Source organism: Pseudomonas sp. PDM10 (assembly GCF_014852295.1).
Taxonomy (GTDB): domain Bacteria; phylum Pseudomonadota; class Gammaproteobacteria; order Pseudomonadales; family Pseudomonadaceae; genus Aquipseudomonas.
In genome coordinates this window covers 619783-636507 of sequence record NZ_JACVBJ010000001.1, presented here as the reverse complement: position 1 = coordinate 636507, position 16725 = coordinate 619783, and the positions used below count along the sequence as shown (strand labels likewise).

Here is a 16725-nt window from a genome sequence, read left to right as displayed (position 1 = left end):
TTAGACTGAAATAAAGAAAAACTAATTATTAGTCAGCTAAGCATGACCCTTGGCCAGAGGCAAGGCTTGCTCTGTACTGAATCGTTACATCTATGTGGCAGATCACCTAAATCTCGAATTCGGATTGCAGCGCCGCCCGAACACAGTACAAAACGCCTTCCGGCACTCGCCCGGCAAACAGTGCGGCAATCTCCGACACGGGCGGCAATTCGCCCTCGCCGTCAAGGAACGCATCCTGGATCTCACCCATCAATTCTTCAGGCAGATCCAGCGCTTGCTCCAGCGACAACTGCTGCTTGCCAATCGCTTCGGCGAGCAGGGTGTAGACGTTCTTTTCCGAGCATTGCAGCTGACCGGCGATCTGCAACGGTGTCATGCCGGCTCGGGCCAGGGTGATCAGTTCGTGGCGCAGATCGGCCACCACTTTCGGCGCCTCGACTTGCCCGCCGAGGACTTCGAGGAAGGCCTCGCCGTAACGCTCCAGCTTGCGCGCACCAACGCCGCTGACCGTGGCCATTTCCGACAGCGAGGTCGGTTGGCTGCGGAGCATTTCCAGCAGTGTCGAGTCGGGGAAGATGACATACGGCGGCACGCCATGCTCTTCGGCGAGTTTTCGACGCAGGGCGCGCAAGGCTTCCCACTGTTCGCGCTCTTCGCCGCGAACCAGTTGGCTCGCCTGGCTCTTACTGCTTTTGGCCGTGGTTTGCGGCTTGAGGTCGCGACGCAGCTCCAGGGTTACTTCGCCCTTGAGCAGCGGTCGACAGGTGTCGCTCAGGCGCAGACCGCCGTAGCCTTCCAGGTCGATGTCCGCCAGACCGCGGGCAACCAGCTGACGGAACAAGGAGCGCCATTCGCTCTCCCCCATCGCCTTGCCTACACCAAATACCGACAGATGTTGATGGCCGAAATTGCGGACCTTTTCGTTGTCCTTGCCCAGCAATACATCGACCAAATGCCCGACACCATAGCGCTGGCCGGTGCGGTAGATCGCCGAAAGCGCCTGACGGGCCGGCTCGGTGGCGTCCCAGGTCTGCACGCCATCGACGCAGTTGTCGCAATGGCCGCACGGCCCGGGCATGTCTTCGTCGAAATAAGCCAACAGCGTCTGGCGACGGCAGCGGGTTTCTTCGCAGAGCGAGAGCATGGCGTCGAGCTTGTGCTGCTCCAGACGTTTGTGGCGTTCGTCGCCCTCGGAGTTCTGCAACATCTGTTTGAGCATCACCACGTCTTGCAGGCCGTAAGCCATCCAGGCGTCTGCCGGCAGACCGTCACGGCCGCCGCGACCGGTTTCCTGGTAGTAAGCCTCAAGGGATTTTGGCAAGTCGAGGTGAGCGACAAAGCGCACGTTGGGCTTGTCGATGCCCATGCCGAACGCCACGGTGGCTACCATGATCAGGCCTTCCTCATTGAGGAAGCGCTTCTGGTGGTGAGCCCGGGTATCGTTGGGCAGACCGGCGTGATACGGCAGCGCCGGGAAACCTTGCTCGCTGAGGAACACTGCCACTTCGTCGACTTTCTTGCGCGACAGGCAATAGACGATGCCGGCATCGCTGCGCCGCTCGGCGAGGAACGCCAGCAACTGCTTGCGCGGCTGCTCTTTGGGCACGATGCGATAGAAAATGTTGGGACGGTCGAAACTCGACAGGAAGCGCTCGGCATCCTGAAGATGAAGGCGGTCGACGATTTCTTCCCGGGTACGCTTGTCGGCAGTCGCGGTCAGGGCGATACGCGGGACGTTGGGGAACAATTCCGCCAACTGGCCCAATTGCAGGTATTCGCGGCGAAAGTCGTGGCCCCATTGGGACACGCAGTGGGCTTCGTCGATGGCGAACAGGGAAATTTCAAGACTTTGCAGGAACGCCAGCATTCGTGGCTGAACCAGACGCTCGGGCGCGAGATAAAGCATTTTCACTTCACCGCGCTTGATCCGTGCCGCCAGATCGCGCTGCTGCTCGGCGCTGAGCGTGGAGTTCAATGCCGCCGCAGCGACGCCCAGCTCTTCGAGGGTAGCGACCTGGTCGTCCATCAGAGCGATCAGCGGCGACACCACCACTGCCAGGCCTTCGCGCAACAGCGCCGGCACCTGGAAGCACAAGGACTTGCCGCCACCGGTAGGCATCAGCACCAGGGCATCGCCGCCACTGGCCACGCGCTCAATGATTGCACCCTGACGGCCACGGAAACTGTCGTAGCCGAAGATGTCCTTGAGGACGCGTTGAGCCTGTTCGAGCATAGAAACTCCAAAAATCACAAAAACATCCCTGCAAGGCTGGTTCAGAACCACGAAGGCTGCACCGACAAATCGTAAGTGCGCATTGCATGACGCGTCACATTTCAGCCGCGACGCCGGCAGGGCATCACAAAACGCGGGAGTATACCCGAGCCCTCCCCTGCAAAGGGTGCCGCTGATAAGACACAAGGACGAACACCGTCCGCCACCTGTGGGAGCGAGCCTGCTCGCGATGGCGGCAGCCCAATCAACATTGATATTGAATGTAACGCCGCCATCGCGAGCAGGCTCGCTCCCACAGGGATTGCGGCGCTCCATACTCCTGCATGGGTCCAAATATTCCGCGCGGCTGGCCTGACCGCTCAAGAAGGCCTAGAATTCCTGCATCGTATATTCCCCAAGGTAGCCCTTTAATGTCCTTCGCTGAGCAACTAACCCGCCTGCAAGTCTTCCTCGACGCCGACGAACTGCATGACGAGGCGCTGGACTATGTGGCCGCCCACGGCTACCTCACTGCGCTGTCGATCTGTTCCGAAACCGTTCCCGACCGTGAATGGATCGACGCCCTCTTCGCCGAAGAGCCGCATTACGCCGACGACACCGAGCGTGAAGCGATCGAATCCACCCTGTTGGCCCTCAAGGCTCACATCGCTCGCCAACTGGCGTCCGATGAAGAGTTTGAGCTGCCCTGTGACCTGGACCTGGGTGAAGAGCCGGACGATTCCGACCTGCGCGGCTGGTGCATCGGTTTCATGGAAGGCGTGTTCCTGCGCGAAGCAGCCTGGTTCGAGACCGCCGAAGACGAAGTCAGCGAAATGCTGCTGCCGATCATGGTCGGTTCGGGCCTGTTCGACGAACAGCCTGAGTTCGAAGACATCGCCAAAGACGCCAACCTGATGGACGACATGATCGTGCAGATCCCGGAAGCCCTGACCGCGCTGTACCTGCTGTGCCAGGCACCAGACGAAAAACCGGCGATCCTCAAGCCTCGTCACCACTAAGGTTTTGCCTATGGACAACCCCATAGGCAACCGCTCCCTGATGTTGCGCTACGTGCTGCTGGCCATCGGCTGGCTAAGCGTAGCGCTGGGGGTGATCGGGATTTTCCTGCCGGTATTGCCCACCACGCCCTTCCTGCTGCTGGCGGCCGCCTGCTTCGCCCGCAGTTCGCCGCGCTTTTATCATTGGCTGGTTGAACATCCGCGGCTTGGGCCGTGGGTTCGCGATTACCTGAGCGGCAACGGCATTCCGCTCAAGGGTAAGGTCTACGCCATCGGCCTGATGTGGGCGAGTATCCTGCTCTCCTGCTATCTGGTGCCCCTGCCGTGGGCGCGGGGGTTCATGCTGACCAGCGCCGTGCTGGTGACCCTCTACATCCTCAAACAGAAAACCCTGCACAAACCTTGAAAACGCCACAATGATCGTTCCCACGCTCCGCGTGGGAATGCATCCAGTGACGCTCTGCGTCACCGCGTCGAAGGAACGCGGAGCGTCCCGGGCGGCATTCCCACGCGGAGCGTGGGAACGATCAGTCCGCGAACTGACCCGACGATCAACCCTACCTTTCAAAAAACACCGCCTAGACTTCAGACATCTGCACCCGAGCGGCCAGACATGTCCCGCAGTCCGCGTAGCCCAAGATGGTCAACGCTCCGACTTCGGTTCGGCGGATGGCTGTTGCTGATCACTTTTCTGTTGGCCGGGCTGGGCAGTGTCGGGGCCAACTGGGATTTTGCGCAGATTCTGCAAACCGCCGAAAATCGCTACGGCACCCTGGGCCCGGGACGGGGAAGGATCGAGGCCTGGAGTCAAATGATCAGTAGCGAAGTCAACGCGCCCGAGCGCGAGCAGCTGAACGCAGTCAATCGCTTCTTCAATCAGCAACTGAGTTTTCTGGACGACACCCGCATTTGGCATCAGACCGATTACTGGGCCACGCCCGTCGAATCCCTGATCAAGGGTGCCGCTGATTGTGAGGACTACGCACTGGCGAAATATTTCAGCCTGCGCTACCTGGGAATTCCCAGCGAAAAACTACGCATCACCTACGTGAAAGCCCTGACCCAGAACCAGGCGCACATGGTGCTGACGTTCTACAACAGCCCCACGGCCGATCCGCTGGTGCTGGACAACTTGATTGGCGAGGTCCGCCCCGCCTCCCAACGCCAAGACTTGCTGCCGGTGTACGCCTTCAACGCCGAAGGCCTGTACTTGCCGGGAGCCAATGGTGGCAAACGCAGCGGCGACTCGAAAAAACTGTCGCGCTGGCAGGACGTACTGAAAAAGATGCAGGCTGAAGGGTTCGCCGTGGGCGACGGCTAGCCACCTGAGCAAGGAGCGATTTATGTCACTGCGTAAACAGTTGTTTCTCGCCATCTGCCTGTTCTTGCTGGTGGCGTTCAGCGGCAGTTTTTTTGTCAGCCTGGAAAGCTCTCGCGACCAGATGCTCAGCCAGTTGCGCTCCCACGCTCAGGACGCGGCCACCGCGTTGGGTTTGTCGTTGACGGCACAAATCGATGACCCGGCCATGATCGAATTAATGGTCAGCTCGATTTTCGACAGCGGTTATTTCAGCAGCATTCGAATCATTAACATCGAGAATGCGCAGGTACTGGTAGAGCGCAGTGCGCCGGGGCAAATCGAGGGCGTTCCCGCCTGGTTTGTGAACCTGGTCAACCTGCACCCACCCGGTGGCGAAGCGCTGATCATGCGTGGCTGGGCCCAGGCGGCACGGGTCGAGGTGTTGAGCAATCCGCAGTTCGCCCTGGCCAAACTTTGGGACAGCACCCTCGGCAGCCTGATCTGGTTACTGGTGTGCGGCCTGCTCAGTGCCGTGTTTGGAGGCTGGCTGCTGCGCCGGCAATTTCGTCCACTCGACACCATGGTCAAACAGGCTGAAGCCATCAGCAAACGCGAGTTCCTCAGCCTGCCGAAACTGCCGCGCACACCGGAGTTGAAACGCGTGGTATTGGCCATGAATCAGATGGTCGAGAAGCTCAAGGCGCTGTTCGCCGAAGAGGTCGCACGCAGTGAAAAACTGCGGGTCGAGTCTTATCAGGACAGCCTTACAGGCTTGGCCAATCGGCGCTTGCTGGATGAAGAGCTTGCCGACGAATTGCTGGTCTCCGAGCAGAGCAGCGATGGCCATTTGCTGATGCTGCGGATCAACGATCTGGCCGGTCTCAACCAGCGCTTGGGCGGCCAGCGCACCGATGCGTTGATCAGCGCCGTCGGCGAATTGCTCAAGCGCCTGACTGAGCCACCGGAACGTCGCACCTGGCTAGCCGCGCGCAATCGTGGTGGTGAATTCAGCCTGCTGACGCCTGGCCTGGATAGCACCGACGCCGCACGCCTGGCCTGCGAAATCAGCGCCACCCTGGAAAACCTGCGCCTGACCGGCGCCAGCGACGCCATGCCGGTGGCGCATTTGGGGATCGCCCCTTACCACCCCGGTGAACCAGCCAGTGTTGTGCTGACGCGACTGGACCGGGCGTTGACCGAAGCCCGGCAACATCCCGAGCGCCCGTGGGTCCACTTGGCCGATTCCATCACCGCGCCGAACCCGCCCCAAAACGACTGGCAAACCTGGATTGACGACGCCCTGAACCAAGGCAAGATGCAACTGTATTTCCAGCCGGTGGTGCAATGCGCCGACACCAGCCAGGTGCTGCATCACAAAGTCCTCGCGCGCCTGCTCGACCCACACGGCGAGGCCATTGCCGCCGGGCATTTCCTGCCGTGGATCGAGCGACTCGGCTGGTCGGCCCGATTCGACCTGGCCATGCTCGAAGCCACCCTCGACTACCTCGTGGTCAACCGTTGGCCCCTGGCGTTAAGCCTGTCCGGCAGCACCCTGCGCGATCCAGCGCAACTGCAACACATCCTCGACATGCTCCAATCGCTGCCCGAACTCGCGCCGTTGCTGATTCTGGAAATCGACGAACGCCAACTGCCACCTCAGGAAGAATTGCAACGCCTGAGCCACAGCCTGCTCAACACCGGTTACCGCATCGGTCTGCAGCATTTCGGCGGCAGCTTCGGCCAGATCGGCAACCTGGCTCAACTGGGGCTGGCTTACTTGAAAATCGATGGGGCGTACATCCGTCACATTGATGAGCAGAGCGATAAACGGCTGTTTATCGAGGCGATTTTTCGAGCCACCAACAGCATTGATTTGCCGTTGATTGCGGAGATGGTCGAGACCAAAGGAGAACTGGAGGTGATCCGGGAGTTGGGACTGTTTGGGGTGATGGGGCGGTTGATTGGGCCGCCGGAGCCGATGTGAGGGGAACGACCGTTCGTTAATAGTCGTTCCCACGCTGCGTGGGAATGCCTCGCCGGACGCTCCGCGTCCGCTTTTGGGACGCAGAGCGTCCCTTGCTGCATTCCCACGCAGAGAGTGGGAACGATCAACAAAAAACCCGCCATCCCTTTCTAGGGGGATGACGGGTTTTGTCATATCAGATCACACCGTATCCACCTTCAACGAATGATCATTCAACATCCCGTTAATAATCGTCGCCGTATCGTGCCCATCGGCAATCACCCCACCCGCCCCCGGCGTTACGCCGTAATGGCTGGCCAGGTTCACACCCGCCAGGTCGATGGTCTGGTTCGGCGCGGCGCCCGCCATGGCGCTGACGTCGATGCTGGTGACCAGTGATTCGCCGCTGCCGGTGACTTTGAAGTGCAGGTAGTCATCCAGCGACGCCGCGGTGCTGTTTTCCCCTTGCAGCAGTTGCGACAGGTCGAGTTTGTCGATGCCCGGCGTGAAGTCGGTGACCACGTCGTGGCCGCTGTTGCCTTTGAGCCACTGGAAAGTGTCGGCACCGCTGCCGCCGGTGAGGGTGTTGTTGCCCAGGCCGCCGATGAGGAAGTCGTCGCCGCCCCCACCGTTGAGCATGTCGTCACCCAAGCCGCCGTTGATGATGTTGCTGTGGTTGTCGCCGGTGAGGCTGTCGTTGAAATTTGAACCGGTCAGGTTTTCGATCGCCGTCAGGGTGTCGGTCCCGGCGCCCGCCGTGTTCTGCGCACCCAGCACGCCCAGATTGACCGTAACCCCGGCCGTGGCGTGGGCATAGCTCGCGGTGTCGACGCCGGTGCCGCCGTCGAGCAGGTCGTTGCCCGCACCGCTGTACAGCAAGTCGTTGCCGGCGTCGCCGTGCATTTCGTTGTTGCCGGAACCGGCGGTGAGTACGTCGTTGCCGTCGCCGGCATTGATCACGTTGTTACCGGCGCCCGCCAGGAGTACATCGTCGCCCGCCGTACCGGTGAGGGTGTGGCCATCCTGATAGGTGATGGTCACGGCACCGTTGTCGCTGCCGCCATGGCTGTCGTTGGCGGCATAGGTGCCGTGGGCATCTGGCGTGATGTCGTGGGCTCCGGCGTAGTCGACGGTCATGGTCAACTGGTAGTTTTCCGCCCCATTCCCGCTGTTGCCCGGGCCAGGGTTGTCGATGTTGGTGATGTGGATCTGGTAGGTGCTGTCCGACGTTGCGGTGAGGGTTTGCCCGTCCGCGAGGGCGACCCATGCGCCGCCGTTGATTGAGTACTCCATGGCGACATGATCGGCCGGCAGATTGTGATCCAGGTTAAGGGTTTCACCCTGTTTGAGGTCGATGGTGATGCGGTCCTCAGCGTGGGTGTTGTCGACCGGTCCCAGCGCCCCGCTGACGACCAACACCGCCGTCATGGCTGTCGTGTTGGCGACGAATGCACTGCGGGCGAGGGTCACCGCCTGCTCGTTACCGCCGATGAAGCTGAAGTTTTGATTGGTACCGGTGAAGTCCGCGCCTTTGGCAATCCAGCCAGTGTTGAATGAGGTCGGCGATGCAGTGAGCGGATCCTTATCCGCATCGGTGTCATTGGCCAGCAGCAACCCCTCCGGTACCACGATGTGGTCCGACAGCACGTTGGTGATGATGTGGTCATCGACTGCCACGGGTGGCGCGTTCGCAATGACTGGGGTCTGGTCGCCGCCGTTGTCGATGATGCAGCTATTGTTCACGTCGATGGTGATGGTGGTGGTCCGCTCGTCGCCATCGCCATCGCGCAAGGTGTAGGTGAACACGTCGGTCGCACCGGGACCGTTCACAGCGTCCGGGTTGCTGTGGTAGACGGCGTTGCCGTTGGCGTCCAGCGTCAGGTAACCGTAGGTGCCATTGATCTGGCTGTTCAGGCCGCCGATGGCCGAGGTCGAGGTGTCGGAACCGGCACGCACGCCGACCACCCCAACTCCATCGGCATCGCCGAAGTCGTTCGCCAGCACATTGCCGCTGACGATGCCGCCCTCCACTACCGAGGCCGCGTCGGGGTTGGCGGTCGGCAGGTCATCGACGATGTTGACCACAATGGTGCTGGTGGTGGAATGACCCAGGGCGTCGGTAGCTTGGTAGGTGAAACTTTCGCTCAAGGTGTTCTCGCCATCGTTGGCGTGCGGCGTGGTGCTGGCCGGCGAGGTCAGCGTGTAGGTATAGGAGCCGTCGGGATTGAGCAGGATTTGCCCGTAGGTGCCAGTGGCGCTGCCGACCAGGGTGTAGGTGATTGCGCCGACCGCGCCGCTGACCGAACCGACCAAGGTGCCACTGGCGGTTTCAGCCGTGAGGCCCGGCTGACTGCCGGTGACGGTGCCGGGCGCCAGATCCTGACCGTCCTGGTTCAGGTCGAGGGCTTTTTCGTAGACCGTCACGTCGCTGTCGCTGACCGCCATGAAGCCGCTGTTGTGCACGTCGATAGTGATGGTGGTGGTGCTTTGGTCACCGTCGGCATCGCGCACGGTGTAGGTGAACGTGTCCGTCGCGCCAGGGTCGCTCACGGCGTTCGGGTTGCTGTGGTAGACGGCGTTGCCGTTGGCGTCCAGCGTCAGGTAACCGTAGGTGCCATTGATCTGGCTGTTCAGGCCGCCGATGGCCGAGGTCGAGGTGTCGGAACCGGCACGCACGCCGAGCACCGCGCCTCCTGCGGCGAGGCCATCGGCGCCGCCGACGTCGTTCCACAACACGTTGCCGCTGACGATGCCGCCTTCGGCGACCGAAGCCTCGTCGGCATGAGCCGTCGGCAGGTCATCGACGATGTTGACCACGATGGTGCTGGTGGTGCTGTTGCCCAGGGCGTCGGTGGCTTGGTAGGTGAAACTTTCGCTCAGGGTGTTCGACCCGTCGTTCGCATGCGGCGTGGTGCTGGCCGGCGAGGTCAGGGTGTAGGTGTAGGAGCCGTCGGGATTGAGCAGGATTTGCCCGTAGGTGCCAGTGGCGCTGCCGACCAGGGTGTAGGTGATCGCGCCGGTGGCACCAGTAACAGAACCGACCAGGGTGCCACTGGCTGTTTCAGCCGTGAGGCCCGGCAGGCTGCCGGTGACGGTGCCGGGCGCCAGATCCTGGCCGTCCTGGTTCAGGTCGAGGGCTTTTTCGTAGACGGTCACGTCGCTGTCGCTGACAGCCATGATGCAGCTGTTGTGCACGTCGATGGTGATGGTGGTGGTGCTTTGGTCACCGTCGGCATCGCGCACGGTGTAGGTGAACGTGTCGGTCGCGCTGGGGTCGCTCACGGCGTTCGGGTTGCTGTGGTAGACGGCGTTGCCGTTGGCGTCCAGCGTCAGGTAACCGTAGGTGCCATTGATCTGGCTGTTCAGGCCGCCGATGGCCGAGGTCGAGGTGTCGGAACCGGCACGCACACCGAGCACCGCGCCCCCGTCGGCGAGGCCATCGGCGCCGCCGACGTCGTTCCACAACACGTTGCCACTGACAACGCCGCCCTCCGCGACCGAAGCCTCGTCGGCATGAGCCGTCGGCAGGTCATCGACGATGTTGACCACGATGGTGCTGGTGGTGCTGTTGCCCAGGGCGTCGGTGGCTTGGTAGGTGAAACTTTCGCTCAGGGTGTTCGGCCCGTCGTTGGCATGCGGCGTGGTGCTGGCCGGCGACGTCAGGGTGTAAGTATAGGAGCCATCGGGATTGAGCAGGATTTGGCCGTAGGTGCCAGTGGCGCTGCCGACCAGGGTGTAGGTGATCGCGCCGACCGCGCCGCTGACCGAACCAGCCAGCGTGCCACTGGCGGTTTCGCCGGTGTTGCCCGGCAGGCTGCCGGTAACGGTGCCGGGCGCCAGATCCTGGCCGTCCTGGTTCAGGTCGAGGGCTTTTTCGTAGACGGTCACGTCGCTGTCGCTGACTGCCAGAATGCTGCTGTTGTGCACGTCGATGGTGATGGTGGTGGTGCTTTGGTCACCGTCGGCATCGCGCACGGTGTAGGTGAACGTGTCCGTCGCGCCAGGGTCGCTCACGGCGTTCGGGTTGCTGTGGTAGACGGCGTTGCCGTTGGCGTCCAGCGTCAGGTAACCGTAGGTGCCATTGATCTGGCTGTTCAGGCCGCCGATGGCCGAGGTCGAGGTGTCGGAACCGGCACGCACGCCGAGCACCGCGCCTCCTGCGGCGAGGCCATCGGCGCCGCCGACGTCGTTCCACAACACGTTGCCACTGACAACGCCGCCCTCCGCGACCGAAGCCTCGTCGGCATGAGCCGTCGGCAGGTCATCGACGATGTTGACCACGATGGTGCTGGTGGTGCTGTTGCCCAGGGCGTCGGTGGCTTGGTAGGTGAAACTTTCGCTCAGGGTGTTCGGCCCGTCGTTGGCATGCGGCGTGGTGCTGGCCGGCGACGTCAGGGTGTAGGTATAGGAGCCATCGGGATTGAGCAGGATTTGGCCGTAGGTGCCAGTGGCGCTGCCGACCAGGGTGTAGGTGATCGCGCCGACCGCGCCGCTGACCGAACCAGCCAGCGTGCCACTGGCGGTTTCGCCGGTGTTGCCCGGCAGGCTGCCGGTAACGGTGCCGGGCGCCAGATCCTGGCCGTCCTGGTTCAGGTCGAGGGCTTTTTCGTAGACGGTCACGTCGCTATCGCTGACCGCTCTGATACTGCAGTTGTGCACGTCGATGGTGATGGTGGTGGTGCTTTGGTCACCGTCGGCATCGCGCAGGGTGTAGGTGAACGTGTCCGTCGCGCCAGGGCCACTCACGGCGTTCGGGTTGCTGTGGTAGACGGCGTTGCCGTTGGCGTCCAGCGTCAGGTAACCGTAGGTGCCATTGATCTGGCTGTTGAGGCCGCCAACAGCCGGCGCCGAGGTGTCGGAACCGGCACGCACGCCGAGCACCGCGCCTCCTGCGGCGAGGCCATCGGCGCCGCCGACGTCGTTCCACAGCACGTTGCCGCTGACGATGCCGCCCTCCGCAACCGCGGTCGAGTCGGGGTTGGCGGTCGGCAGGTCATCGACGATGTTGACGTTGATTTGCCCGGTCGCCGAACTGCCGTCCGTATCGGTGGCGACGACGTTGAGATTCTCGGTGATGCTGTTGGCGCCGCCACCGGTCGGATGGGTTTCATTGTCGACGAGGGTGTAGCTGTAACTCACAACCCCCGTGGCCGGGTTGTAGCCGGTGACGGTCAGGGTGTTGCCCAACGGGGTAGTGATCGATTGCGGGAAGCCTGCGGCAACGCCACCGCTGATCACGTTGACCCCTGCGATGCTCAGGCTGGTCAGCCCGTCAGGAGCAGACACGCTGAACGTGCCGGTCTTGGTCAGTGCCTCTGGGTCGGGGGCCGAACCGTCGGCCAGGTTGGCCTCATTGACGGTCAGTTCTCCCCCTGCCACCGACAGGCCGGTGAGGGTCACCGGATTGTTCGGCACATCAGGAACAATCGGTGTCACAGGAACAACAGGAACAACAGGAACATCCGGTGTCACAGGAAGAACGCCTGTCCCTCCTGAACCACCTGCACCATCCGAACCACCTGCACCACCTGCACCGCCTGCACCGCCTGCACCGCCTGCACCGCCTGCACCGTTATCGCCGTTGTCCGGGTTTCCGGCCAGCCGCCCCAGGGGAAATCCGGGAATGCCGTTGAAGCCTGCGGTAGGAAAACCAATCGTCGGATCGACCCGCCCGCCCACCTCTTCAAGCATGACAAACGAGTGGCCGCCGCCCAGTGCACCGGGTGCGCCGGTCGAACCCGGTCCGGCCGCCGTAGCTTCAGCAGTCTGGGTCGGGTCATCGCCGGCAGCGATCGCTTTTTGCAGTTGTTCGACATCGGTCAGTTGCGCTTGAGTCGGTGTCACCGCTTCAGCGGTGTCTACATGAGGTGCCTGATTCGCGAGTAACTGAGGCGTCATCTCCATACTGCTGCCACGCCCAAGTGTCAGTTCCTGGCCATTGTGCAGATGAACCGCCACCGCGCCTTCGGCCCCGGTGACCAGTTGATCGCCGGCGAATAACCGGTCCCCCTCGACCAGCGCGCGTCGGGTGCCATCGCCCGCAACCGCGAATACCTGACCAATGACCTTACTGACAATACCGATGAGCGTAGCCATGTGCACTTCCTCCGCTGCCAACCGCTGTCGGCATCCTGTTTTTGCGAAGAACGTGCTCATGGCTCCTACGGGTTGCCTGGCGGAATCGCCTGCTGGCAGCGGTTACTTCGAGTAAGCCGCTGCCCTGGCGCCGTTCTCGCCAAGCGTGCCGCTCGCGGGCGACGTGTCTGCTGCGGGATAAAAACCCTCTGCAATCAATGGCATCGGGATCCACTTTCGCACCACGTCACCTTTTGAGCGATGCGTAACGGCTTTGATCCACCAAGGTGACAAAAAACCGTCACCTTAAAACCGTCCGCTTCCCTCCCCTCCAGCACTTCCCCGCCCTAAGTCGATATGTGGTCTGGAACTTTCCTCAAGCCCCGCTGAGCGCCCTAACGCTCGTAAATCAAGGGCTTTCGGAGTGAACAATGTGCTGGATTTTGCAGAGCGCATAAGTTTTTTTTGGCATAAGCCTTATGAAAAATTCTTCTATGGTTTTCCCTAGAATGTTCTTAGCTGTGTTGTTACAAGCATGAAACGGTTTTCACTATAAATGCCGTCAAATATTTGGCGACTAATAAGCACCATTAGGAATCAGGGAGAGGCACCCATGCGCGTATTAACCCCCCTCTGCAGCGCAATTCTGCTGGCCATGGCCTGCGCTTCTCAGGCTCAAGCCATGTCATTGACGGAGGCAATCCAGAGCACCATCGCGACCCACCCGGAGCTGGCGTCTCGAGTGGACAGCCGCCTCTCGGCCGATGAACAAGTGAAAGTCGCCAAGGGAGGATTTTATCCATCGGTTGATCTGAATGCCGCCTACGGGCGCGGGTACAGCGATAACACCAACACCCGGGCATTAGGTAATCACCACACCGAAATTCTGACCTACACCCAATCGGAATTGCGTCTACGGCAGATGCTCTTCGATGGTTTCAACACCTCGAACGAAGTCCAGCGCACTAAAGGCGTGGTCAACTCCCGGGCCTATTACGCGCAGGGCACCGCTCAGGATCTGGCCCTGCGCACCATCGAGGTCTACCTCGAAGTGCTCAAGCGCCGCGAACTGGTGACCCTGGCCACAAACAATCTGCAAGCTCACATGCGGGTCAATGATCAGATCAGTCTGCGCACCCAGCGTGGTATCGGCAGCACCGCCGACTCTGACCAGTCCGTCGCTCGCCGGGCACTGGCACAAAACAACCTCGATACCGCTGAAGTCGATCTGGCGGATGCCGAGTCGAACTTCTACGCCGTCGTGGGGCGCCTGCCCGATGAACTCGAAGCCCCGCCCTCGACCCGCGGCGAACTGCCCGCCACCCTGCAGGAAGCCCAGCAAAGCATGGTGGAAAACAACCCGTACCTGAAATCCGCCCAGGCCGATGTGCAATCGGCCGAGAGCCAGTACGAAGTTGCCAAGTCGCCGTTCTACCCTCGCTTCGACGCCGAAGCCGCCGTGGGTGCGAACAACAACGTGCAGGGCGATGAAGGCCACGACAACGAATGGCGAGTCGGCATAGTGATGAACTACAACCTGTTCCGCGGTGGCAGCGACAAGGCTCGCCTGGCCTCCGATGCGCACCTGATCAACCAGGCGATGGACGTCCGCAACAATGCCCTGCGCCAACTCAACGAGAACATTCACCTGGCCTGGAACGCCATGGTCAATGCCAAGAAACAAACCCCGACCGCCCGCGAATACGCGGACACCAGCCGACGCGTGCGCGTGGCCTATCAGGACCAGTTCGGCCTCGGCCAACGCACCCTGCTCGACCTGCTGGACAGTGAAAACGAGCTCTACAACGCCAACCGCCGCTACACCGAAGTGCGCTACACCGAGGAGTTCTCGATGTACCGCGTGCTGGCGAACATGGGGCAGTTGCTGAGCAAACAACGGGTGGTGTTGCCCGCCGATGCGATCGCCTCCACGGAAGTAAAAAACGAAGCCCGTTTGCCTGAACTGAAGTAGGCCTGTGGAGAGATCAATGTGACCAGCATGGAATCCGGCAACATCGGTGTCGATCCGCGTCTGAGCTTCGATGACCCGCTTCTGGACGGTCTGTTGATCCTCTGCAAACTCCACGGCGCGACGGTCAGTCGCGCCAGCCTGAGCGCCGGACTGCCCCTGAACAAACAACGCTTGAGCCTGGACCTGCTGCCTCGCGCAGCGGCCCGGGCCAGTTTGCAGGCGCGATTGCTGCGCCGTGAACTGGCGGACATTTCCGTTCTCAACCTGCCTGTAATGCTAATCCTCAACAACGGCCGTACGGCCATTCTGCGACGCATCGGCGATGACGGGCAGTTGTTGATATTGCCCAGCGAAGCCGACGGCGGTGAACAATGGGTCAGCACGCAGGAGCTGGCCGAAAATTACAGTGGCCAGGCCTTGTTCGCGCGGCCACGGCATGAACTCGAAGACCTGCGTTCGCCGCTGGTGCCGCGGGTTGAAGCGTGGTTTCGCGACACCTTGAAGCTGTCGAAGTGGCTGTACAGCGACGCGATTCTGGCGAGTTTTCTGATTAACCTGCTGGGGCTGATGGTGCCGCTGTTCGTCATGCAGACCTACGACCGGGTGGTGCCGAACCAGGCCACGTCGACGTTGTGGGTGCTGTCCATCGGCTTGCTGATCGGCACCGGTTTCGAACTGGTCTTGCGGGTGGTGCGCGCGCACCTGCTGGACACCGCCGGGAAGAAAACCGACGTGATCCTTTCGGCCACGTTGTTTGAACGCATCACTGGTATGTCGATGAAAGCGCGGCCGGCGACCATTGGTGGTTTCGCCCAAAGCATCCATGACTTCCAGGGCCTGCGGGAATTCCTCACCGCCGTAACGCTGACGAGCCTGATCGACCTGCCCTTTGCCGTGCTGATGCTGGTGGTGATCGGCCTGCTCGGCGGCTGGCTGGTGGTGATTCCGTTACTGGCGTTTCCGATCACGATCCTCTTCGCGATGGTGATCCAGGTCCGCCTGCGCGACACCGTACAGAAAAGCCTGACCCTCGGCGCCGAACGCCAGGCGCTGCTGATCGAAACCCTCGGAGGTCTGGAAACCCTCAAGGCGTGCAGCGCCGAAAGCGAGCGCCAGCACAAATGGGAAAGCACCCACGGCGCCCTTACCCGCCTCGACAGCCATGCGCGCAACCTCTCGGCGCTGGCCACCAACGGCACGCTGTTCATCCAGCAATTCTGCGGCATGGCGACCATCGTCGCCGGGGTCTACAGCATCATCGCCGGCAACCTCAGCGTCGGCGCGCTGGTCGCGACCTACATGCTTGGCAGCCGGGTGCTCGCGCCGCTGGGGCAGATTGCCGGTTTGATCACGCGCTATCAGCAAGCGCAACTGACCATGAAAAGCACCGATGCGCTGATGTCCTTGCCCCAGGAACGCGACGCCAAACAACGGCCGCTTGAACGCACGCAACTGCAAGGCGCAATAGACGTCAGCGGTGTGACGTTCCATTACAACGGCCAGAACGCTCCGGCCCTGGCCAACATCAGCTTCAGCGTGAAACCCGGTGAGCGGATCGGCATCATCGGTCGCAGCGGCTCTGGCAAAAGTACGCTGGCGCGGCTGGTCATGGGTTTCTACGCGCCGGAAGAAGGCCAGCTGCTGCTCGATGGCCTGGACCTGCGGCAACTGGACGTCGCCGACCTGCGTCAGCAAATCGGTTACGTCGCCCATGACCTGCCGCTGTTGGCCGGCAGCCTGCGCGACAACCTGACCCTCGGCGCACGCTACATCAGCGATTCACGGATGCTCGAAGTCGCCGAACTGACCGGTGTCACCGAGCTGGCGCGTCAGCATCCGCAAGGCTTCGACCGGCCAGTGGGTGAACGCGGACAACTGCTGTCCGGCGGGCAACGCCAGGCGGTGTTGCTGGCCCGCGCCTTGTTGCTGGATCCGCCGATCATGTTGTTCGACGAACCCACCAGCGCCATGGACAACAGCAGCGAAGACATCCTGCGGCAAAAACTCCACCGCTGGGTCCAGGGCAAAACCCTGCTGCTGGTGACCCACCGTACCTCGATGCTCAGCCTGGTGGATCGCCTGGTGGTGCTGGACAACGGGCGGATCGTCGCCGACGGTCCGAAAGAAGTGGTCATCGATGCACTGCGCAAGGGCCGTGTCGGCTCTGCGGCTGTCTAGGAGCTA

8 protein-coding genes are annotated in these 16725 nt (G+C 61.8%); 6 read left to right on the top strand and 2 right to left on the bottom strand.

What is annotated here, in order from left to right; all coding sequences use genetic code 11:
* Positions 1-106: 106 nt before the first annotated feature.
* Positions 107-2233, bottom strand: a complete 2127-nt coding sequence (gene recQ / locus IB252_RS03000) for a DNA helicase RecQ (RefSeq protein ID WP_192406700.1) — start codon at positions 2231-2233, stop codon at positions 107-109.
* A 410-nt stretch (positions 2234-2643) separates the two neighbouring features.
* Between recQ and IB252_RS02995 the strand changes: the two genes are divergently transcribed.
* The 4 genes from IB252_RS02995 to lapD all read left to right on the top strand — a co-directional run bounded on the left by IB252_RS02995 (position 2644) and on the right by lapD (position 6515).
* Complete coding sequence (locus tag IB252_RS02995) at positions 2644-3231, top strand: YecA family protein (RefSeq protein WP_008156162.1); 588 nt, start codon at positions 2644-2646, stop codon at positions 3229-3231.
* Between the two features lie 10 nt (positions 3232-3241).
* Complete coding sequence (locus IB252_RS02990) at positions 3242-3637, top strand: YbaN family protein (RefSeq protein ID WP_008156164.1); 396 nt, start codon at positions 3242-3244, stop codon at positions 3635-3637.
* A gap of 207 nt (positions 3638-3844) precedes the next feature.
* Positions 3845-4552 carry a cysteine protease LapG gene (lapG, locus tag IB252_RS02985; RefSeq protein ID WP_192406699.1) on the top strand — a complete coding sequence of 236 codons (708 nt, stop codon included), beginning with the start codon at positions 3845-3847 and terminating at the stop codon, positions 4550-4552.
* A 22-nt stretch (positions 4553-4574) separates the two neighbouring features.
* On the top strand, positions 4575-6515 hold the full coding sequence (lapD, locus tag IB252_RS02980) for a cyclic di-GMP receptor LapD (RefSeq protein ID WP_192406698.1): 1941 nt from the start codon (positions 4575-4577) through the stop codon (positions 6513-6515).
* Between the two features lie 180 nt (positions 6516-6695).
* On the opposite strand, the gene IB252_RS02975 is transcribed toward lapD, so the two are convergent.
* Positions 6696-12590 carry a retention module-containing protein gene (locus IB252_RS02975; RefSeq protein WP_192406696.1) on the bottom strand — a complete coding sequence of 1965 codons (5895 nt, stop codon included), beginning with the start codon at positions 12588-12590 and terminating at the stop codon, positions 6696-6698.
* Positions 12591-13182: 592 nt separating this feature from the next.
* Between IB252_RS02975 and IB252_RS02970 the strand changes: the two genes are divergently transcribed.
* Together IB252_RS02970 and IB252_RS02965 are read left to right on the top strand one after the other, a co-directional pair.
* Complete coding sequence (locus tag IB252_RS02970; RefSeq protein WP_192406691.1) at positions 13183-14541, top strand: TolC family outer membrane protein; 1359 nt, start codon at positions 13183-13185, stop codon at positions 14539-14541.
* Positions 14542-14559: 18 nt separating this feature from the next.
* Positions 14560-16719 (top strand): type I secretion system permease/ATPase, encoded by a 2160-nt coding sequence (locus IB252_RS02965; protein ID WP_192406690.1) that lies wholly within the window; start codon positions 14560-14562, stop codon positions 16717-16719.
* Positions 16720-16725: the final 6 nt, after the last annotated feature.